We start from the raw sequence: 19656 nt of genomic DNA, 5'->3' as shown, positions 1-19656 counted from the left end.
TTTTCGTGTTGAACTATGAAAATGTCGGCAAATTATCCAGATTGTTAGTTGGATCTCCATCCGCATCTCCGCGGATATAAGTTTCTCCATCCTTACCTTTAAAAGCGTTCACTCCGGCAATATTTCCGGCCTGTACTTCTTGCAGGGCTTGGTCATACGCCAGCACACGTCCTGTAGAGGTCTGGAAGCTTGTCAAATCGCCATCCCCATTTTTTTGAACAGCTACGAAAGATTCTCGTTCGTTATTTGGCACTTTAGCTCGCCCCTTGCACTTGGATTTGCCATCATTCGGCACATCCTAGCTTGCGTAAAGAGTCCAATAATTATGTGCGCCAATCTTTAAAGCATTTTTTGCATCCGTACATGTAATATACCTGCATCATAGAATGGCTCCGTAGAAATAACTTCATAGCCGAGTTTCTTATAGAAATTCTCTGCCTGACACTGAGCATCTAAAATTGAAGCTTCCAGTCCAAGCTCCCGAGCAAGCTCTTCCATAGCCAGCAACAAGACACGTCCGTATCCTTTGACCCGATAGTCTTTCAATACGGCGATGCGCTGCATTTTAGCAGTACCTGCTTTGTAATAGATCAATCTCCCCGTTGCTACAGGTACCCCTTCATCTATAATCAGAATATGGTGCGCATTCGGACTGATGGCATCGTATTCGTCAATTTCTTCCTCGGCCGGTACCTTTTGTTCCTCAACAAATACTTTAGTGCGGATATCCAGCCCCATCTGAAGCTGTTCCTCTGTAGTTACCCGTAAGATTTCTGCCGCCATGTTAGTTGCAAACTCCTCTCTCTATGTAGCCAACGATAGTTGTCTATTATATAAAATAATGACTAGAAAGAAAAGCCTACATATGGAATCCGTAACCTCTCAGTAGACTAATCCACAGAATATACTTCTTCAGGGATCGAACGGTTATATACGTCTTTCATCACAGGTGATAACGGAGGATACTGACTTTTAGATTTGCCATCCAGATTGGTCATCTCATTGATTTCCATAACTTTTGTGGGTTTCGCCGTAGAACAACCCACTACACCCAGTAGTAACACTAGGCAAACGCCGACTTCCCATTTCACAATTTTAGACATTAAAAAAGCTCCTTTCACCGCAGCTGCAGTTATACTCACTACAGCTTTGACGATTCAGGAGCTTTATAAACAATAGGAGCTATTCATTCCAGTTGCCCTCTTAGAGATTGACGTTTCCAACCAAATGGACTAAATACATCATCCCAACCAGAAAGCCTGCTAAAACAAAATAAGCTGTCCCATATTTCCAACGTGTACTGGCTGGTACATCGTAATACTTATCATTATCATGGACTGTATAGCTGATGTCACAATGCATTTTTAAATGAAGACCATTCTCTAACGTTACTTGCTCCAGCTGCGAAATTCTTACCTTTTCAATAATACATTGCTGTGGCAGTGTAGCTTTGCCATAATAATTCAGCTGATCCCATCTCACCACAACATACTGCTGTCTCTCTAGATCACTGTAGGTGGTAAAAGGTAAATCCCGGCGATGCTCAGCTCCTGGAATCATGTAACCCGCCTCTCTCAAGGGCTCCACTGGAATTAAGAAACCCTTAGTCACAGACTGCGGCCGGTTGTTGTTACGTCTTTTCACAAATTTGTTATACAGATCGTAAGCAAACATTGCCCAGATGATAAAGAACAAAATCGAACGCAAGTAAACGATTATAGCTAAGCCACCGACCAGACCCACAAGCCACAGCCAGCGCGTAACCGCGGTAGCGATACGTCCACCGTCTAGCGGATGGATTGGCAGCAGGTTAATCAAATTAAGCAAAAAGCCTATATAAGCCAGGGAATAAAGAAGCGGACTATCCATATAATATGCCGCTCCAAAAACAGCAGTAGACCCAATAGTACCCAGAATCGGTCCGCCAAAAGCTACATACGCTTCTGTCTTCGCATCCAGCGGATGTTTTTTCATAGTAATTAACGCGCCTAAAAAAGGAATAAATAGCGGAGCGCTGACGGGTAGCCCGATGCGCTTAGCGGCTATAACATGTCCCAATTCATGAACAAGCAAAAGCAGGACGATACCTATGGCAAACCCCCACGGATAAATTAAAGCATATGCCCCTATCGAAACCATCATGGAAATTAACGGCCCGGCAATTTTACCTATTTTCAGCAGAGACAAAATCGCCTTTCCTTTTAACAGGAGCATAGCGGCTCCGCCCCCCAACCATTTCAGCGGAGTAGAAGTATTCTTTTTCTGCTCATTTTGCATTTGCGGCAAGATCACAAGCTCCTTTATCTTTCAATTTTAAAAAAACTACTGTACAGTTCCATCTATCTTATCATAGAAGCATTAAGGATATTTCTACAGTGAGCCCTTCGGAAAGTATACGACGCAACTTTTAGAAACGTTTCAGCGTCAAACCAACTATCTTGGATAAATTTTACTGCCATTTAAAGAAAGGGTTGGTTCACATGCTCTCTTTTCACTCCAAAGCTTGGTTATCCGTCTTAATGCTCTCAACACTTTTACTCCCTGCCACCATGTCAGCAAGCTCTTCATTAACTGTATCGGAGTCCTCTGCGCTCGCCCAAGCTTCCTTTGCTAATACTTCGCAAGTATACTACCAATTTGGCGTTCCAGGCGGAAACATTGGCGGACCTGCGCTGCTCAAAAATGGTGTAATCTACGTAGATGTTCGGGGGATCGCTGAGCAAGCTGGCTTAAAAATGGACTGGGATAAATCCGGCAAACGTGCTCTGTTCAAAGGCTGGACTAAAAGTTTTGCTGTTCGAATCGGGAGTCAAACTGGCGTGCTTGACGGGAAAGCGGTAGATCTAGGAGGAATACCTTTTAAATCCAAAGAAGATGGGATATATGTGCCGGCGCGTTTTATCGTTAAGGCTTTCGAAGGCAGCCATCTCCGTCTGGACTCCACAACGAACACACTTTTAGCAGATGATCTGAAAACCTTCAATGTTTTCACAGAATCCTCTGGAGGGCGCACCTATACGTTGGTCAAAGCTAATGGTGATTTATATGTCTCACAAGGCAAGGATACGGTGATAAAACTCACTTCACTCCAAACAAACTTTGACTGGGCAGGAATGAAGATCGAGAAAACGGCGGGGGGGCTGCTAGTCATTAAGATTATTGATTCCTATGGAGAGCCTCATATTAATACACGCGAAATCACACTCATATTCAAAAATGGTGCATTACTACGCAAGGCCACATTCGCCTACCAGTTCAGAGGAGGAGATGCGGATTTCAAACCTTATGATGGCAACCTAATCTTGCATGATGGTAATACCTTACGTTTCATCCAAGACGACACGGGCAATGTAATAGATACTCTTGATCTTGTAAAGCTGGGTGGCGAGGAAGATGCTTACTATGTAGAAGGCATTGATAAAGAAATCATACTGCTTCGTGGAAATCAGAATGGATTGCTTACCTTAATCAACCGCCAAACAGGCGAGCGAACCCTTTTGTATAAGGAGCTACTCACAGCAAAGGATCAGGAATACGCGGAAAATAACGATGTTCCTTTTAAAGGAGATACTTTGAAATTCATAAAGCGGAGCGGTGACAAACTGTATTTTATAAATGACTCCCCTCTTACTGGCAAAAAAGAAGTTATCTACTCCATTGAAGCTCATTCCAATAACTACAAGAATAATACTGATTAGAAAGTACAGTACAAGCATGTGTATTGATTAAAGAACTAATCGAATCCTCCTCAGTGATTATCCCTGAAAATTAACCTTCCTACATATAGGCAAACGCCGTGAACGTTGTAGGCTAAGGACCATAGACTGTTATCAGGATTGAAACATTCGAGGAGGATATCCATGGAATCAAATACAAATTTTCATCAACAGGTCGCTTGGAATTGCATGAATAAATATGTAGGTATAGTAACGACTGATGGTCAATCCTTTGACGGCTTCATCGCTCACGTGGACCAGAACTATATCACCCTTGCGGTTCCCAGCAACGAAATGGTCGATCGTATGAACGGAATGGCTGCTGAGCAATCGAACTATAGACAATTCGGGTTCCAGCCCGGTTTTTACCCAAGACGCCGCTTCTATCCACGCCGTATCCCTTTTTTCGGAATAAGCAGTCTATTTCTACTCCCGTTTTTTATCTGACTCGGTGCAGGGGGATGATGGGTCATCCCCTTTCTAGCTATTAACTACTTAGTCGGAGGAGATAAGAGAAAACACCACTCTACATCTATATTGATTATAAAAAAGAATTGCCATCCTACTCTATCGTATGGTATTATAAATTTCGTCGCAGGACGGTAGCTCAGCGGGAGAGCACTATCTTGACAGGGTAGGGGTCATGGGTTCGAACCCCATCCGTCCTATATCGGTTTCATTCATATCTCAGCTTAAAACCCTTGATTTATAAGGGTTTTTTGTTTGCCTTGTTTTTGTATGTCGCTTTGTTTTTGTCTATAATTTTTATTGGGGGGCATTTTGGGGGGCGTAAAAATCCAGGAAACTCTTTTTCCTCAGCGCAACATTTCGAGAAAAAAATATGAAGGGCAATAATTTGCCCCCCATTTTTAAAATCCTAAGTACCATTTAACAAATGATCTTTTGGGAATCTTATATAATTTGCCTACACGTACACAATGGAATTGCTTTTCTTCGATTAGATTGTATGTTGAATTCTTGCTTAATCCCAAGAAATCTTGAATATCTTTCGGTTCCATTGGTTCGGGTAGATTTCTTAATAGTTTTACCACTTTCTTATCTATTGTTGTTTCGTTCATTTCCCACCTCAATAACTCTCTTATATATTTTCTAATTTGTTCTATGTATTCTTGTACCCAACCACGTATCCACAGCTTTCCCTATCCTGCTCCTTCCAACAAGCAAGAGAATTCTCCCCCTCTCACCTTTCTTCGCTTAGAATCAAACTCAGTAGCCGTCAGCATCACTATGAAGTGATTTCAAATCACCCCATCATGCCCTTGTATACCTATCCCGATGAAATAGTTGTTTTATATGTATATTTATTTATATAAATTCATTTACATTTCATACTCGTCATACTCAACACTATCGCCCACACTACTGCTACCACCATATGTATCTTCTTCCTGATCCCGATTAGCCACAGCGACAGCGGTTAGTGATTTAATTTCATTCTCGCTCAATCCAACATCATTCAATTTAAGTATCATCTTTGACAATTCCTTGTGTGAGATAGTCCATCCACGTTCAACAAATTTAATTGTTCGGATAAAGGTATGTGCAATATTTCTAGCTCTCTGCTCGTTGTAAACAAGTTTATTTTCATCAAGGTATTTAAAACTGCTTAATGTTCCAATCTCTCCATTGTAGTAATAGAACTGGTTATGTTTAAAATCAAACTCCGATACAACCTCATCAATACTGCCTACCCATTGAGTAATGATTTGATATTTGCCAATAGTGATTGCATTCTCTGTTAGAATAAATGGGAGTCCTTTATATTCTCCCTTTTTTACCCCCTTCTTTTCTTCCATCCCATCCAAGTTATCAAAGTAATCTCTAAGCGCAATAGCGTATCGTTTACTTGTTAGGAAGAAATCATAATCATTTGGTTCCTGCTCATTGTAAATACTATGTATACAACCACCAGCAATGAATGAATATGTATTAAAACTTTCTTGAAGATTTTTAGGTAACAGACTTTTTAATTCAACTTTTGCTTTATCGTATAAATTCTTCTCAGTAATCTTAGCAAGTGCTTTATTATCTTGTTTTTTATCAGCCAAACTATGTTCCTTCAATATTTCACTATATTTCTTATAAAATTCATGTCTATCAGTAATCTCTTTGCCTTGTTCAAACCGTCTAACCTTTTTGTCTGAGCATCCAATAAGTTCAGCAATAGCTTTTTGCGTAAGTGAAGTTTCAAGGCGTTCGTCCTTCATATTTGCTCCAACTACATTCCATTCAAGCTTCATTATCAATCCATTATCATCCTTTTATTTTATGTATTTTTATTAATAAAGTAGTTATAAAGGAGCGGGTATCACCAACTTCGGCGAGACCCTTTAAGCCGCTCCTGTATAATAATACTCTAGTTTACAATTACATTATCACTACCACCATCTATTGTTGTTGTATTCCCTAGATGTGTTGTAACAGTTGAACCTTCAAACGCAAGGGGCTTTCCGTTAATGAAAACGTTACTACTACCCAATGTAACCGAACCTGAGCCGCTTCCTGAACTTGCAGGACTAATTGAAGTAATCCAACCTTCATAATGTGGATAGGGTTCAGGATCGGCTGTCCATTGCTCTTGTGTCGTATCTCCAATGGTTATAGCAGGAGAACCATTAATAATTACATTACTACTAGATGAATTCAATTCACTTGTAACCTTAGCATCAGAATTCCAAGTTGTATTACTATAGGTGGGGTTACCATTACTATTCGAACCAGATTGATAACGTTCAGTATACGTTACGTGGCTTGATTTAGTTGAATCGTTAATTGTTGAATTTCTATTTGCTGCTTTTGGCATTTAGTCACTCCTTGTTGAAGATTTTGTAAGCCTTTAAATCCGCTTCATAAAAACTGTTTTTCTTAGCATAATCAATAGCTTGCTTCCCACTATTGTCTTTAATGTAGGCATTCGATTTAAAATAATTGGTCAACTCTCCATAATAAAAGTTGTTTTCATTAATAACACTTAGCATTAGTGGCGTTTGTTTTTCGGAATTCTGCAAGTTCACATTCAAATTATTGACCTTGATAACTGAATATACGGCAAAGTTGTCCTCCAGAATCACATAATGAAGCAAGGAATTGCCGTCCTCTTTATTTTGTGCGTTTACTGTAATCTCTTTGGCTGCAATTCCAGCCTTAATTTTAGCCGCATCTAGCTTTCCATCTGTGGAATATTTGTCGCGTAGCCCTTCAACTAGCTCAGCTCCTGCATTCTCGGGTTTGGTATTGTTTGTACTAGTATTATTTGTAGTTGTTCCAGTACCTACCGCTTTGGTAGTTACTCCTTCTGTAAATGTAACAGTAGATGAAGTAACTCCACTAACTGTATAGCCAAAAGAGTCTCCAGCATCGCGCACCGGAACGTACAACTTCTCATTTACGTTCATTGCTTCTACCGATTTTTGACTGCTACCCACGACTATGTTTACTTTTTTGGGGGTTGCTTTTAGATACGTTGCTGCACCTACTGCTGTTCCTGCAGTTAAAGTGATACCTACGATTAAACCTAATGCAAATGTTGGAATTTTTTTCATTGTTATGTACCCTCCACATATATAATGGTGTATTTAGTGTTTCTAATATATACCATTATATATCGGTTATTTAGGTATAAAGATATATATTAGTTCAGTTTGATGGTTTGACCATTGATTGTAATAGTACCTGTTGCTTTAATGTTAATGTTTCCTTGTACATCCATATTCACACCTGTGGGAGATACTTCAAAGATTGTTCCATTAGTCAGACCAATCTTATAAGCCCCTTCATTAGCAGTAAATTCGAAATCCTTACTCTGAGCGGAAAACTTACCTTTCTCATTGTTGACGTAGATACCAGTATCCATTAGATCAATACTTCTTTCAAATCCATAGTTACTACTATTGTAAGTCTGCTTAAATCCACCGTTATACTTATTAATTTTTGCTTTGGCAGAGTTATTAGCTCCTCCATCACCGATACCAAAATCAATAAATGGATTAGCTCCGTCCCCTTCTCCATCAAAACCCATTCTCATTTTAATTTTCTTATTGGAATCATCTGCACCATATTTATAAACTGGATATGGAGTTACCTCTGTAGTCATTACACCAGTTTGGGAAGATTCTACCCAATACATTGGTTTACCATTAACACTAATATGCTCACCCTGCACAACATGCCCTGTAACCCAATCAATAGTTTTATCTTTGATCTCTATGAAGTTACTCCATCCAGCAATGGCAGCTCTAGTCATAGTGGACAAGGACTTAGCAACGATATCTGAAATGTAGCCTAATTCTGCGCTGACCATATTTGCAGAAATCAGTTTTGCATCTATGGCACCAGAACCTTTCAAGTCCCAAGAATTCATGTCAATAAAGCCATTTTCACTATCAATCATAAGTTCACCGTCAACACCATTTTTAACAATTAGTTTCTTAAATGTTGCTGTACCATCAGGCTTAATAAGTGTTGGTGCTTCATTAGCATTTTCCGCTCCAGCCCAGAAACCCTCACTCGGATAAAGTTTCATTACTCTACCGTGACCATCACGAAGAATGATGTAAGAACCCTCAATTCCACCGCCCTTGACAGATGGATTGTTAATCTTAAAGTCTTCTGCATGGACAATACCATCAGTATCTGCCCAAAATAGATCAACCCAAATTGGCTTATCAGCAGTACCATTATTGCGTTGCACTGCGAATCCTTTGATTGCGTTCATAACAGTTCTATACACAGCATCGTTTCTTGTTGCTGTAATGCCCTCTAAGCTGTCGATTAATACGTTATTGTAGTAGCTGCCAAGCTGAACACTACTATACTTAATCGAATCATTAATCCCTTGCACAATTTGTACTACTTGGTCAAAGTAGGCTTTAAATTTCTGGATAAACTCATCACGGTTGATATCAGATGTAATCGTCATATTGCTCAAAAGTGGCTCAAGATATGTAATCAAGGCATTATAAGCAGCCGTAAATGGTGGAATATCAATTCTAATTGTATCGTCACGACTTGTCTTCTTGTATGCGTTAGCTTGATCAAGCAGCTTAATATATTCACTCATAATACGAGTACGTTCACCTAACACCTGAAGCTTCTCAATGGCTGTCAATTTACCATCAGTAATAATATTCTCAAACTTACCGATATTCATCTCTTTGGTGTAGCTATCTAGCAACAAACCATTATCTTTATCAATAATCTTCAAGGATTTCGTCGTCATATCTTCCGTGAAAAGATATCCGTTTGTATCTACAGAGAATACCTTGTCATAGTTATAACCATTCCAGCGTTCAATAGTAAAACCACCATCTTCTTCAACGCTGATTTTATTGATTGGAGTTTCATCATCTTCATCATCTGTAGCATAGCGATTAACAGTCATACCAAACTTATCGGGTTCTTCTTGAATTAGACCCAATAACATTGCTTCTCTACCGTGTCTATCTCTAATTGTCGTTGTTGGTCCTTCCATTAACCAAACACCGTCACCATCACCAATGACAACACGTTGGGAGAGAATAACTTTACCATACAGTGTTTCAGCAACTACTCTATGCTTCTGTGGGAGCAACCATTCTTGTTTCTTTTCAAGCGCAAGAGAATCCTTAACTTTTAGAGCTAAATCTAGAAAATAATCGCTGTCCATTTCAATTGCAGCATTAGCAAGCCAATCCGCCAACACAGCTGTAGTAAGGTGATTAAGGTTGTGTGGCTCTTGAATCTTCTTTTTTAATGTGTTTTTTACGAATTTCTTATTAATCTGATAAACATTCAATTCTCCACCAATTTGTTCACAGGAAAGGTAATTAAACGTATTTTCAAATGTCTTTCTAACATCCAATCCCCACTCTAAGAATTCAGAAGCTCTTCTAAACGCTTCTTCTACTTTGAATCCGGCTGCATATACAGCGATACCTTCTTTGGGTGCTTCAATTTTTCTGACATCAAAGTTATTTTCACGATCAATTACATAAACAACGGGAGTTTTCTTCTCCATTTTGCATAATACTGCGCTGATAACTCCATTTGTTCCTTCTTTAAACGCCTTTTCTGTCTCAGGGTATTTATATAGATAATCAGGGAGCATTCTTCTAATAATATTTCTTAATGTGTAGATATTTTCATCTGAGTCTTTGTAGACATCATATACTTGTTTAGCCAACTCATCGGCTCCAGATAAAAATAGAACTGCTTTTTCTTTTTTGTTGTATGAAAGCTTATTAGTTTCTCCACAGCGGTATGATTGCCCATTTACTGATACGGATAAACCCGAATCTGCACCTGTATAAATTTCATTTTTAGTCATAATAATTAGATTAGCGCTCATATTGTCTCCCTTTTATATATGTATTTTTATTAATAATATTCATTTACTCAAACTTATATCCCGCTTCCTCCAACTTACTACACAGTTCGTAATAGATATCTGCATCTTCACCAGATAGTTGTTTATCATATGTACTGAGCTGTTCATATAGAAAGTCATTCATAAACATTTCATTAATCCACTTCATTTCTTTCTCATTAATCTCAATCAATCCTCTCATCACCCTTCACCATAATAACGGCAATCCATTATATTTCTTGAATAAATACCTTACCTTACTTTCCTGTTCAGGTTTTAAATCTCTGTTACCAGTCAAAAACATTGAGAAATCTGATAATGAAATACCTATTCCTCTTGCAATGAAATTCTTCTTTACTCCATATTCTCTAATTACATATTCAATTTTATCCTTGACGCTCATAATTACCATTCTTTCATTTTATTATATGTATATTTATTAATTAAAATCCCATCAATTCTAACTCTCCCAATGATCAACTTCATAATCAAACAATTGAAACTCGGACATGTTCAAATCACTACAGATCTTAGTTAGATTTTTCATATTCACCTTTCTCCTTTCATTTATTCTATCAAATCGTCCACCTTCTTAGTAGTTGTTGCCTGTTGATGTTTTCATCTTATCATTCTAATTTTATTTTGTATATATTTATTTATAAAAATATACTTTTTTATTTATCCTCATATGACATACAAATTGTCTGCCACTCAGTGCGTGTCTCATGACACATTTGAAAGAATTTCGCCAACTAGAGTGAGACTCTTTTCTCGTTGGGTAATTCTGTCGGATGTCACTTAACTATTCCTTTTATGGGGTTGTAAATCTGCAACACGTATACTCTACCTCACCTTCATATTAGACACGCCTTCAACCAAGACTCATCACGACACAATATGTGGGCTTTTAATTTAAGCCTATCTTTAGTCGATGCCCTCGATAACATCGCCGCATCACATCATTTATGTTTTATTTTAAAATGTTGCATATGTTTATTATTAAATGATAATATTGTTCTCATAATTACTTATAGGACGGTGTTAAATGAAAAAAGATAGAGTTGAGCTTGAGTCTCTACTGATTGAAGTTATTGATCAGGTGAAACACAATCGAAAGATAGTTCAGCAAATCAATAATGTTTTTAGAGAGTATGGGTTGCCATCTGGCACGTTTCAGTCAATCAGTAGATCCAAAAACGAAGTATATCTATTAGATGTAGCAAGGTTGTTCGTCCTAACACATGCACTCCATATCACAACTAATAATAACGCTATTTCACCATTCGAATACTTCACTATAAAAGAAATAGACCAAGCCAAGGGGTATATAAAAAAGACAAAATCGAATAACGTCCTGGAATTACCTATTATACTGGATAACGTTATCAAAATGAGTGATGAAGAATATGTAACTAAGATAGATGCAAGTACATTAGTCCAAATGTATTTATCACAACTGATTTTTTACGATTTTGAAACGCAAAGAAGTCCAAAATTTAAAAAGCATGGAAATAACAGTTTTATTGAAGTACCAGAGATAAATAAAAGGAGTGTTGATGATATATCTCAACATATGTTAAACGGAATCTATCTTCCAGACACAATCACTCTCAATGTTTATTCAGAACAAGTTGAATCGATTAGCTATGCTCCCAAGACACAAATACTCACAATAAATGAAGAAGCTATAATCTCAATACTTGATGGATTTCACCGTTTACAAGGAGCTGTAAAAGCTTTTTCAGTCAATCCTGAGTTAACTCAACAAATGTTCTTGTCAATACGTTGCTATGATAAAGACACAGCTAAAAGATTCTTTGGACAAATAAACACGGTTAATATTGTAAAACCGGAAAGATTGAAGGAGTTAAAATCTGAAAAGTATTCGGATAAGATTGTTAAGGATCTTCAGCGGAAGTCTGAGCTAACTGGTAAAATTGCCTCCGCATCAAAAGTGAGTAAGATAGCTGGTCAGTTAACAACTTTCGATACATTGTCTTACGCCATCGAAAAAGTGTTCAATCCAACTAACTTTATTGAAGAACGAGAAATCGCACAATATCTAACTGATTTTTTTGGGTATCTGATTGCTTATTATGTTGATGAATTCAAGGATACTAAAACAACATATATAAATCACCCAAAGATGTTTGCTGGTTATATTCAAATCGCGAAAATCTTTAAGAATGAAAATATAAGCTTGAATAAACTTAGACAATATGTTGATGAAATAGACTTTAATGATTCCGAATTGATTGAGGCTTTAGAGGAACGTCGCACAAATAAATCGAGAAATATGACTATCACTTACTTCGAAAACAGAGGTGAACTAAATGTCTAACAAAATATATGAGGATACTCTGTATAATCAAGCTCAAAAACTGAGGTATTTGAATAACCACAATGCGAACACAAGAAGCACATACTATCGGGTGTTAATTAGGGCATCTTCTCTGGAAGAAGAGTATGGCAAAGACTTATATAATTTTAATATTGTAGAGATCGAACAATTGTTGAGTTTCTTGAATCCCAAGACACTCAGTTCGTGCAAAGTTGCTACTTCAACTATCCAAAGATATATACGATGGGCGATTGAGCAGGGACTCAGAACAGATAATACAAACCCTTTAGATGCTATGGTTGATAAAGATTTCATGAACAAATTTATTGATCAATCGAATGAGTTATTATATTCCAAAGAAGACATCGATAATATTACGGGTAGTTTAACTAACTTTATTGACGCTGCTTTGGTACAATCTATATTCGAAGGAGCCTTAGGTAAGGGATATTCTGAGATCCTTAATCTGCAATTTAATGACATTGATGAAGCAAATAATCAGATCACTTTAACTAATAGTATTGAAAATGGACAGACAACAACAAGAATATTGAAATTACGGGACGATTCTAATTTGATCACCTTGTTAAAGAAAGCGTTTGAACAAAAAACATACTATAAAAACAATGGTAATCCATCCCCTAACAATAAGTCAGATGAAATTAAATTAGTCGATAATAATTATATATTTAGATCTGCTGCTCTTAATATTAAACACGAAGATAAAGCGCACCCTCATATAGTTCTACGTAAGCTTAAATTAATGTCTGAGTGGTTTGGATATCCATATTTGACTGCTATCAATTTACGAAACAGCGGTATGTTATATGAACTTTACAGGCTTTATATGACATACGATGAAATTGAAAAAGAGCAGTATGATATTTTATGTGATAAGTACAATGTTAACAAGTCAAAGGCAGGATATTATATTGTATCGAGATATAAAAATGAATTTTTAAACCTACAGACCTTAAAACAGATTTATGATATAGAGTGAGTAAAATCCTGCTTTCTCTATATTTTAATAATAAATATAAATATAATATGTACAAATTAGATTTATCCGTGTATATTAAGATTACCAAATATTATTTTTGATATAAATATTATATGTTTGAAATGTTTATTTGATAGATCATTGATCTATCAAAAGAGTATTTTATTAATAAACATAGTTATATTTTAAACCACTACCTATTCTAAAGGTGGAATATATGGGAAAGGAGTATTATAATCAAAAACTCAAAAAAATGGTTAGCGGATATTATTAAAGATGAATACAAACTATGGAAATTAGGAGATGTCGTATTAATTGGAACTGGAACAGGCTCAGGTAAATCCTTTTTCATTCGGAATCAACTCACATCCTATGCCGAAAAAGAACAAACCGATATTTTGTTTATATTTAACCGAAAAGAACTACATAACCAGAACAAGGAACAACTTAGAATAGACAATAATTTAAGAATACATACAGCTACATATCAGGAAGTCGAGTATCAGATAATCAACAATGGCAAATATGACTTCGCTCCTTATAAGTATATCGTTTGTGATGAATGTCATTATTTTACTGATGATAGTGGATTCAATCACAATAGCGATATTAGTTTCAATGCAATCATGAAACTAGAAAATAAAGTGAAAGTATTCATGAGCGCAACTGGAACGTCATTATTCAACTTTATCAAAGAAACAGCAAGTAATGAGCCAAAAAAAGTATGGAAATACACAAGTAAAAAAAATTACAAACACATTGCATCTCTCCACTTCTACAAAAATAATGATGCTATTGAGAATTTCATACAACATAGATTCAGGGGCGACGAAAAGGTTATTTGGTTTTGTAAGTCTGCTGAAAAGGCTGCTAAACTACATGCAAAATATCCAGATTCACATTTTTTATGTTCTAGTAGCAATAAGAATAAGAAATACTTGAAATTGATTGAAGATGATACCTTTATAAGTACTGGTGATAAGATCACATTTAACAGAAAGTATCTCTTCACAACTAAGGTGCTAGACAATGGATTCGACTTAAAGGATGAGCAGATAAAATTGATTATTTGTGATGAATTCGATATTAATACTATGATCCAGTGTTTAGGAAGAAAACGAATTCTATCTGATGCAGATAAGGTGCATGTCGTGTTATTTAATCACAGTAGTCCCTCCATCCACGGCTTTAGGAATGTCTTAAACGATAAACTAGGTGAGGTCAATGCATTCTTAGAAGGTGGAGTAACGGGGAGAAATAACTATGTGGGTAGATTTGCGCATAGATCCAATTACATAATTTATGACCAACCATCAAAAGAACAAAAATATTCAAGTGATAAAAAGATATCTAGGGTTAAATATTTAAAGACTGAAAACGATCTAAGCATAATTGAAGAAATGATAAGTCGTAACAAGGAAGTAAACAAGCTAAGAATGGATTCAGGAGAGAAGAAAAGGAGCGATACTTATATGATGTACATATTGGAGTTGATGGATAAAGACAGATGTGGGGACTTAGACAGAATGTATGAGCAACAAGAGTTAGTAGATTACCTTGATTCTATACTTGGAAAGCAATTGTTTAAGAAAGAACAGAAGAAATTGATTGATAAAGTTAACATTAGGTCAAATGGGAAGCAACTTAAAAGTTATGAAGCACTTAATATTGCATTAACAGAATTGGGCTTAGATTATAGAATTGTGACAGATAAAGACTGGACTAGAATTGTAGATGGAAATATTAACAGTAATCGAGGAAAAGTTTATTGGAGAGTTATGAAATTAACAAGTTAAATCAACCATTTTAAACGCAATTGGCAAGTTTTTGGGTGTTGTCTTTATATATAGAGTAAACACCCGATTTCTTGCCAATGTTGCTTGGAGAGTGATGAGGTTATCTGATAAATAAGCATTACCCCCTCTTCTGTTCGTTAACTCTATATATAAGGTAAACGTTCAAAAAAGGGGGAAAAGCTATTTGAATAGTCTTGAAGTGCTTTTGACGGCATATTGTGGAGTTTCTTTATATATAAGGTTTATCCATGATTTGCCGTCAAACTTCATTTCAGTAAGTAATCCATAACGAGCCGTGAAGGTGAATTGCCGTAGGCAAGAGGATGGTGTGGCAGGTCTATTATTTTGACAGTACTGCTTGCCAGTGCTGGAAATATAATAGAGTTGATATTAGCATCCTGATTTCAACTTGAAGTATGAGAACATCTAAAGTGCAAGGTCAAGTACACCGTCATAAAACTTGCAAATGACGCAAGTAGTATTCCGTAGCCATCCAACTGCGTTGGCTGTCCTCATTGTTTATGCTTATGCTGAGTTTAACTATTACACTCATATCAATTCTAAGCTAAAATTCATAAGAGTATTATGTATGATTTGAAACCTTTATCCGCTCCCCCCTACAGTTATGACTCCTTATAGGTTGAATGTGGATTTCATTGATTATTTATAATGAAAATAGAGACAAGTTATATTCTTGTCTCTTTGTTTGCTATGGCTTGTCTATTTTAAAGTTAATCATAGAATTACTTTCAAACACATTAAAGTTGTTTTCGTTGTCTACAATCAACTTGAAACTCAACTCTTTTGGAGAGTATCCTAGATTTCCCTCTGCACACTTAGCATAATAACCAATATTTTCATAAATGTGTATCTCAATTAGTTTTATCTTATTGTGGTATTTAATACTGTGCATTGTTGCTTTTCCACTAGTTCCAGCAATCGTTATCCCCCCGCCTAATGGACCATATACAACGTTTCCTTCTACTTCGGTAGCGGTTGTTATTCCAGCTTTTCTTAGTAATCCAACATCTTCATCTGATAAACTATGAGTTAAAGATGCATTATCGCCAAATTTATATTGCATAATTGCTTCAGACCAGTTCTTATGGATAATCCCTACCAATTCTTGCTTACTAAATGAAGAATGATCCATAACCTGAATAATATATGCATCTTTTTCAGTGAAAAAAACATAAAGTAAATGATCACTTAATTCACTGGTCTTATTGCGTTTTACAAAACCATCATCATCAACTTCATTTCCTAAGTGAAGATGATGAATTCCCCAGTCAAAGTATAGCCCATCATTAAATTTAACCTTTTTTAAACTCCGTGATTGATGAGGTATCAAATCCTGTCCAGTTTGAATTTTCTCAACAACCCAATCAAGTCTGGTTTGTATTGTTGTTGGACATTTGAACTCCTTGGAATAATGAACCTTGCGGTTAGCTGGTTGAATTATACGAGTAAACCAATTGAAATATATCAGGCTTACTTCTTTTAACGGTATGTTTTTGTATTCATTTTCTTTAAGAAATGGATATCGAGCAAATTGGGATTTTAAAAAAACATGCCAATCACTAAGTAGATCCATTTTCACTTTGAAGTTGAATGGGATCATGTCTAGAAGCTCCTTTATATTTATAAAGTATAATCATTTGGAAAATACCTATTTTCATACCCTCTCCACGCACAGTCATACCTCATTTGAGTATGAAATTGATTTAACTATATTAAAATAGATATTCCTAGTTCTAGTAGGGCTTTCCTATATCAAATGCTATTAAGGAGTTTTTCTCATAGACGAAGAAATTATCTTCAGTATTACTCAATAGTTTGAACTCTAACTCATTCGGTTGATAGCCTAATTTTTGTGTAACATCCCTTACATACTCGTTTATATTCTTTCGAATATGTTCTTCATTTATTTCTAACCATTTGATAGATATATCGCTTTCTCTCATCGCTAAAACATTTGTTCCAGCAGTGGTTAATCCTCCACCCATTGGGAAGTAAATTACACCATCTATCTCAATAAGTGAATTCGCTCCTGCTTTTCTATTCGCGTGAATATCCTCATCAGTTAAGGTTGATCCAAGTGAATTAATACCATTCGACCTATATTTTGATATGGTTTCAGACCAATTTCTATGTAGTATTCTAACTAACTCTTGTTTGCTGAATGATTTATGATCCATGATTTGAATCAAATAAGCATCATTATCATTGAACAATGCATATAGGACATCTCCATTACGCTTAACAAAACCATCTCTCTCTTCTTCCACTCCTAGATGTAGGTGATGAATTCCCCAATCGTTGAGAAGTCCATCGTTATAGGTAATATCCTTAATTGAGCGTGTAAGGTGCGATGTTAATTCCTGACCAATCTGAATCTTATATGCTATCTCTTCTAATCCCTTCTCCAAATTAGCTGGACAACTAAACTCTTTGGAGTAATGGACTTTACGAATGGCTGGCTGAATCATTCTATTTAACCATTTGAAATATAGGATGCTTAACTTTTCTAATGGGAGATTGATATAGTCTTGTTGTTTGAGAAAAGGGAATCGCTTAAATTGAGATATCAAGAACTCACGCCAATCACTGAGAAGATCCATTTTTATGTCAAAACTATATGGGATCATATAGATTCAACTCCTTTATCTATAGTTTACCCTCTCCACATGCCATCTGTATTATTATTCTCCCTTACTCTATCCGGTGAATAGTTATGCCCTCTTTTTACTGTTTGAGGAACCATAATGAAGTAGGTGAATCCTTTTCTAATGGTCAATTCTAATAAACCTACTTCTAATAACTCTGTTACAGCTGCAATTGCTTCATTCACTTCACAGTTAATAAGAATGGTAATATCATTTATCCAATTCCAATATGGCAAATCTTTATCAGGATCAGTGCTATTCCATTCACAATCATACAGGTAAATATCCATCCCAGATAAATCAGAATGTGAGTCACCGTTTAGGGCAAGTTCAAGATAAAGCTTAGATGAATAGATATTATTCAATTGATACTGGTGATGTGTAACAAAAGGAAAAATGAAGTCACGATATAGATTTGCTAATTCAATGTTAGAGCCAGATAAGAAATAACGTTCATTATCAACCATCTCTTTATAAGGTACATTATCTAGTTGCATTCTTATTGAGGAATCAAGCTCAGACTTAAATGAAGAGAAAGACTTATCACAAATACTAATGCAAGCAGCACAATACAAATCTGAGCCTCTGTTTTCATTAGTTAACTCCATTGAACAGTTACGACAAAATGATAAGGCATGATAAGACACTGTATCCCTGCTTTCTATTAGTTGATGAATGTAGAGATGATTTGATGAGGGGATTTAAACACCTATATAACTGTAGGGTATTTAATAGTCGCTGAGTGGAACAGATAGCGGATTATTTTCCAGTTTTAATAGGTTTTACGATTTAAATTACCCTCACCGTATTGAACATAAAATAACTATGCGGTGTGAGTGGAACAGATAGCGGATTATTTTCCAAATTTTACACTATTTAGGATGTAAAATACCCCCCTGCCCTACACAATTCATTCACTTAAATAATTATCAACATAACTATACTAATAAATATAATATACCAAAATAACACTCTACAACCGTTATCGGATAGGCGATCCCCCTTGGATAACTATCAGAAATGGATAGGTGCTCTTGCTACTCTTACGCTTCTCAGGTTACTTGTTAAAGACATCATAGACGTTGTAAACTACTTCCATAAAAAACCTAAGAAGAAGAGCAAAAAGAAAAGCGCCAAAACCTCTCGCAAAGGTTCTAAGCGCTAAAGCATCCAAGGTTCCTCAACCTCATGACTATGCATGGAACGGACACTAACACCGTTCCTCTTTTCCCTTACAATTGTAAACAAATCATTGCTTATAGTCAACATTAGACAAGTCAATTATAATCAATTTAAGACTAATCAAACCATAAGAGGAGGTGAGAATATATGTCTAAATCAAAACGCGAAGGATCTTTACGTTTATCATTATTTATCATCTTTACAGCTTTAGCGATTGCCGTACAGTCTAATAAATGGGCTACTATTATTGTATCATTTGTTGCCTTATATTCTCTTGTGACTGGTGTATATAGGATAACACGCAAAGACTGAAGGGAGTGCTTTTGATGTTAGAAAAAGATAAACTAACTGACCAACTTGACTCAATCATGACTCAGATTATGACTACAGAAGAAGCTGCTATGCTTTGGAACCTCTCACAGGATCGGATTAAGGCTTTGTGTGCATCGGGACAAGTCATAGCAAGTAAGCGTGGTAAAACGTGGCTTATACTCAAGGAACAGGATAACCCAAAACAAAGAAATAAAGACTAAGAAGTCCTAAAGTTAGGGCTTCTTTTCTTTATGTATAGGATAAAGCCCATACAGTCGC

Annotated in this window: 20 protein-coding genes and 1 tRNA gene; 8 read left to right on the top strand and 13 right to left on the bottom strand. The window is 36.2% G+C overall.

Features of this window, described 5'->3' with window-relative positions; translation table 11 throughout:
• Positions 1–13: 13 nt before the first annotated feature.
• From NSQ50_RS12085 to NSQ50_RS12070, 4 genes are all read right to left on the bottom strand, one after another.
• Complete coding sequence (locus tag NSQ50_RS12085) at positions 14–253, bottom strand: DUF3892 domain-containing protein (RefSeq protein WP_036686113.1); 240 nt, start codon at positions 251–253, stop codon at positions 14–16.
• A gap of 86 nt (positions 254–339) precedes the next feature.
• Positions 340–783, bottom strand: a complete 444-nt coding sequence (locus NSQ50_RS12080) for a GNAT family N-acetyltransferase (RefSeq protein WP_036686111.1) — start codon at positions 781–783, stop codon at positions 340–342.
• Between the two features lie 107 nt (positions 784–890).
• The gene (locus tag NSQ50_RS12075) at positions 891–1103 is read right to left on the bottom strand and encodes a hypothetical protein (protein ID WP_036686109.1); all 213 of its coding nucleotides are present in this window, start codon (positions 1101–1103) and stop codon (positions 891–893) included.
• Positions 1104–1203: 100 nt separating this feature from the next.
• Positions 1204–2277 carry a site-2 protease family protein gene (locus tag NSQ50_RS12070; RefSeq protein ID WP_036686564.1) on the bottom strand — a complete coding sequence of 358 codons (1074 nt, stop codon included), beginning with the start codon at positions 2275–2277 and terminating at the stop codon, positions 1204–1206.
• Between the two features lie 272 nt (positions 2278–2549).
• On the opposite strand from NSQ50_RS12070, the gene NSQ50_RS12065 reads away from it, so the two are divergent.
• The 3 genes from NSQ50_RS12065 (at position 2550) to NSQ50_RS12055 (ending at position 4384) form a co-directional block, all read left to right on the top strand.
• Complete coding sequence (locus NSQ50_RS12065) at positions 2550–3698, top strand: copper amine oxidase N-terminal domain-containing protein (RefSeq protein WP_340949556.1); 1149 nt, start codon at positions 2550–2552, stop codon at positions 3696–3698.
• 162 nt (positions 3699–3860) lie between these two features.
• Entirely contained in the window at positions 3861–4163 is a 303-nt protein-coding gene (locus tag NSQ50_RS12060) for a phosphatidylinositol kinase (RefSeq protein WP_076104778.1), read from the top strand.
• A gap of 149 nt (positions 4164–4312) precedes the next feature.
• Positions 4313–4384: transfer RNA gene (locus NSQ50_RS12055), tRNA-Val, on the top strand.
• 201 nt (positions 4385–4585) lie between these two features.
• On the opposite strand, the gene NSQ50_RS12050 is transcribed toward NSQ50_RS12055, so the two are convergent.
• The 6 genes from NSQ50_RS12050 to NSQ50_RS12025 all read right to left on the bottom strand — a co-directional run bounded on the left by NSQ50_RS12050 (position 4586) and on the right by NSQ50_RS12025 (position 10249).
• Positions 4586–4735, bottom strand: coding sequence for a helix-turn-helix domain-containing protein (locus tag NSQ50_RS12050; RefSeq protein WP_340949924.1), 150 nt, complete (start codon positions 4733–4735; stop codon positions 4586–4588).
• A gap of 321 nt (positions 4736–5056) precedes the next feature.
• On the bottom strand, positions 5057–5977 hold the full coding sequence (locus tag NSQ50_RS12045; protein WP_340949555.1) for a helix-turn-helix domain-containing protein: 921 nt from the start codon (positions 5975–5977) through the stop codon (positions 5057–5059).
• A gap of 116 nt (positions 5978–6093) precedes the next feature.
• Entirely contained in the window at positions 6094–6540 is a 447-nt protein-coding gene (locus NSQ50_RS12040; protein WP_340949554.1) for a hypothetical protein, read from the bottom strand.
• Positions 6541–6544: 4 nt separating this feature from the next.
• Positions 6545–7279, bottom strand: coding sequence for a hypothetical protein (locus NSQ50_RS12035; RefSeq protein ID WP_340949553.1), 735 nt, complete (start codon positions 7277–7279; stop codon positions 6545–6547).
• Between the two features lie 89 nt (positions 7280–7368).
• Positions 7369–10041, bottom strand: coding sequence for a hypothetical protein (locus NSQ50_RS12030; RefSeq protein ID WP_340949550.1), 2673 nt, complete (start codon positions 10039–10041; stop codon positions 7369–7371).
• 64 nt (positions 10042–10105) lie between these two features.
• Positions 10106–10249, bottom strand: a complete 144-nt coding sequence (locus NSQ50_RS12025) for a hypothetical protein (protein ID WP_340949549.1) — start codon at positions 10247–10249, stop codon at positions 10106–10108.
• 876 nt (positions 10250–11125) lie between these two features.
• On the opposite strand from NSQ50_RS12025, the gene NSQ50_RS12020 reads away from it, so the two are divergent.
• From NSQ50_RS12020 to NSQ50_RS12010, 3 genes are all read left to right on the top strand, one after another.
• Positions 11126–12421 carry a DNA sulfur modification protein DndB gene (locus tag NSQ50_RS12020; protein WP_340949547.1) on the top strand — a complete coding sequence of 432 codons (1296 nt, stop codon included), beginning with the start codon at positions 11126–11128 and terminating at the stop codon, positions 12419–12421.
• On the top strand, positions 12414–13421 hold the full coding sequence (locus tag NSQ50_RS12015) for a site-specific integrase (RefSeq protein ID WP_340949546.1): 1008 nt from the start codon (positions 12414–12416) through the stop codon (positions 13419–13421). The genes NSQ50_RS12020 and NSQ50_RS12015 overlap by 8 nt, the downstream gene beginning before the upstream one ends.
• Positions 13422–14047: 626 nt before the next feature.
• Entirely contained in the window at positions 14048–15217 is a 1170-nt protein-coding gene (locus NSQ50_RS12010) for a DNA/RNA helicase (RefSeq protein WP_340949545.1), read from the top strand.
• A 709-nt stretch (positions 15218–15926) separates the two neighbouring features.
• Here NSQ50_RS12010 and NSQ50_RS12005 read toward each other — a convergent pair.
• From NSQ50_RS12005 to NSQ50_RS11995, 3 genes are all read right to left on the bottom strand, one after another.
• Entirely contained in the window at positions 15927–16838 is a 912-nt protein-coding gene (locus NSQ50_RS12005) for a hypothetical protein (RefSeq protein ID WP_340949544.1), read from the bottom strand.
• A 133-nt stretch (positions 16839–16971) separates the two neighbouring features.
• On the bottom strand, positions 16972–17865 hold the full coding sequence (locus tag NSQ50_RS12000) for a hypothetical protein (RefSeq protein ID WP_340949543.1): 894 nt from the start codon (positions 17863–17865) through the stop codon (positions 16972–16974).
• Between the two features lie 26 nt (positions 17866–17891).
• Positions 17892–18491 (bottom strand): hypothetical protein, encoded by a 600-nt coding sequence (locus tag NSQ50_RS11995; protein ID WP_340949541.1) that lies wholly within the window; start codon positions 18489–18491, stop codon positions 17892–17894.
• Positions 18492–19212: 721 nt separating this feature from the next.
• Here NSQ50_RS11995 and NSQ50_RS11990 point away from each other — a divergent pair.
• Positions 19213–19377, top strand: coding sequence for a hypothetical protein (locus NSQ50_RS11990; protein WP_340949540.1), 165 nt, complete (start codon positions 19213–19215; stop codon positions 19375–19377).
• A gap of 14 nt (positions 19378–19391) precedes the next feature.
• Positions 19392–19598 (top strand): helix-turn-helix domain-containing protein, encoded by a 207-nt coding sequence (locus NSQ50_RS11985; RefSeq protein WP_340949539.1) that lies wholly within the window; start codon positions 19392–19394, stop codon positions 19596–19598.
• Positions 19599–19656 lie beyond the last annotated feature (58 nt).

The organism is Paenibacillus sp. FSL R10-2788, assembly GCF_038003885.1.
Classification (GTDB): Bacteria; Bacillota; Bacilli; order Paenibacillales; family Paenibacillaceae; genus Paenibacillus_AQ; species Paenibacillus_AQ odorifer.
This window is presented reverse-complemented; position numbering and strand designations above follow the sequence as displayed.

Excerpts from the sequence above, each read along its gene's own strand:
- NSQ50_RS12050 (WP_340949924.1), bottom strand. The coding sequence starts at position 4,735 with ATGGAACCGAAAGATATTCAAGATTTCTTGGGATTAAGCAAGAATTCA.
- NSQ50_RS11985 (WP_340949539.1), top strand. The coding sequence starts at position 19,392 with ATGTTAGAAAAAGATAAACTAACTGACCAACTTGACTCAATCATGACT.
- NSQ50_RS12045 (WP_340949555.1), bottom strand. The coding sequence starts at position 5,977 with ATGAAGCTTGAATGGAATGTAGTTGGAGCAAATATGAAGGACGAACGC.
- NSQ50_RS12020 (WP_340949547.1), top strand. The coding sequence starts at position 11,126 with ATGAAAAAAGATAGAGTTGAGCTTGAGTCTCTACTGATTGAAGTTATT.
- NSQ50_RS12035 (WP_340949553.1), bottom strand. The coding sequence starts at position 7,279 with ATGAAAAAAATTCCAACATTTGCATTAGGTTTAATCGTAGGTATCACT.
- NSQ50_RS11995 (WP_340949541.1), bottom strand. The coding sequence starts at position 18,491 with ATGGAGTTAACTAATGAAAACAGAGGCTCAGATTTGTATTGTGCTGCT.
- NSQ50_RS12070 (WP_036686564.1), bottom strand. The coding sequence starts at position 2,277 with ATGCAAAATGAGCAGAAAAAGAATACTTCTACTCCGCTGAAATGGTTG.
- NSQ50_RS12025 (WP_340949549.1), bottom strand. The coding sequence starts at position 10,249 with ATGAAGTGGATTAATGAAATGTTTATGAATGACTTTCTATATGAACAG.
- NSQ50_RS12060 (WP_076104778.1), top strand. The coding sequence starts at position 3,861 with ATGGAATCAAATACAAATTTTCATCAACAGGTCGCTTGGAATTGCATG.
- NSQ50_RS12075 (WP_036686109.1), bottom strand. The coding sequence starts at position 1,103 with ATGTCTAAAATTGTGAAATGGGAAGTCGGCGTTTGCCTAGTGTTACTA.
- NSQ50_RS12040 (WP_340949554.1), bottom strand. The coding sequence starts at position 6,540 with ATGCCAAAAGCAGCAAATAGAAATTCAACAATTAACGATTCAACTAAA.
- NSQ50_RS12010 (WP_340949545.1), top strand. The coding sequence starts at position 14,048 with ATGAAACTAGAAAATAAAGTGAAAGTATTCATGAGCGCAACTGGAACG.
- NSQ50_RS11990 (WP_340949540.1), top strand. The coding sequence starts at position 19,213 with ATGTCTAAATCAAAACGCGAAGGATCTTTACGTTTATCATTATTTATC.
- NSQ50_RS12015 (WP_340949546.1), top strand. The coding sequence starts at position 12,414 with ATGTCTAACAAAATATATGAGGATACTCTGTATAATCAAGCTCAAAAA.
- NSQ50_RS12065 (WP_340949556.1), top strand. The coding sequence starts at position 2,550 with ATGTCAGCAAGCTCTTCATTAACTGTATCGGAGTCCTCTGCGCTCGCC.
- NSQ50_RS12000 (WP_340949543.1), bottom strand. The coding sequence starts at position 17,865 with ATGATCCCATATAGTTTTGACATAAAAATGGATCTTCTCAGTGATTGG.
- NSQ50_RS12080 (WP_036686111.1), bottom strand. The coding sequence starts at position 783 with ATGGCGGCAGAAATCTTACGGGTAACTACAGAGGAACAGCTTCAGATG.
- NSQ50_RS12005 (WP_340949544.1), bottom strand. The coding sequence starts at position 16,838 with ATGATCCCATTCAACTTCAAAGTGAAAATGGATCTACTTAGTGATTGG.
- NSQ50_RS12030 (WP_340949550.1), bottom strand. The coding sequence starts at position 10,041 with ATGACTAAAAATGAAATTTATACAGGTGCAGATTCGGGTTTATCCGTA.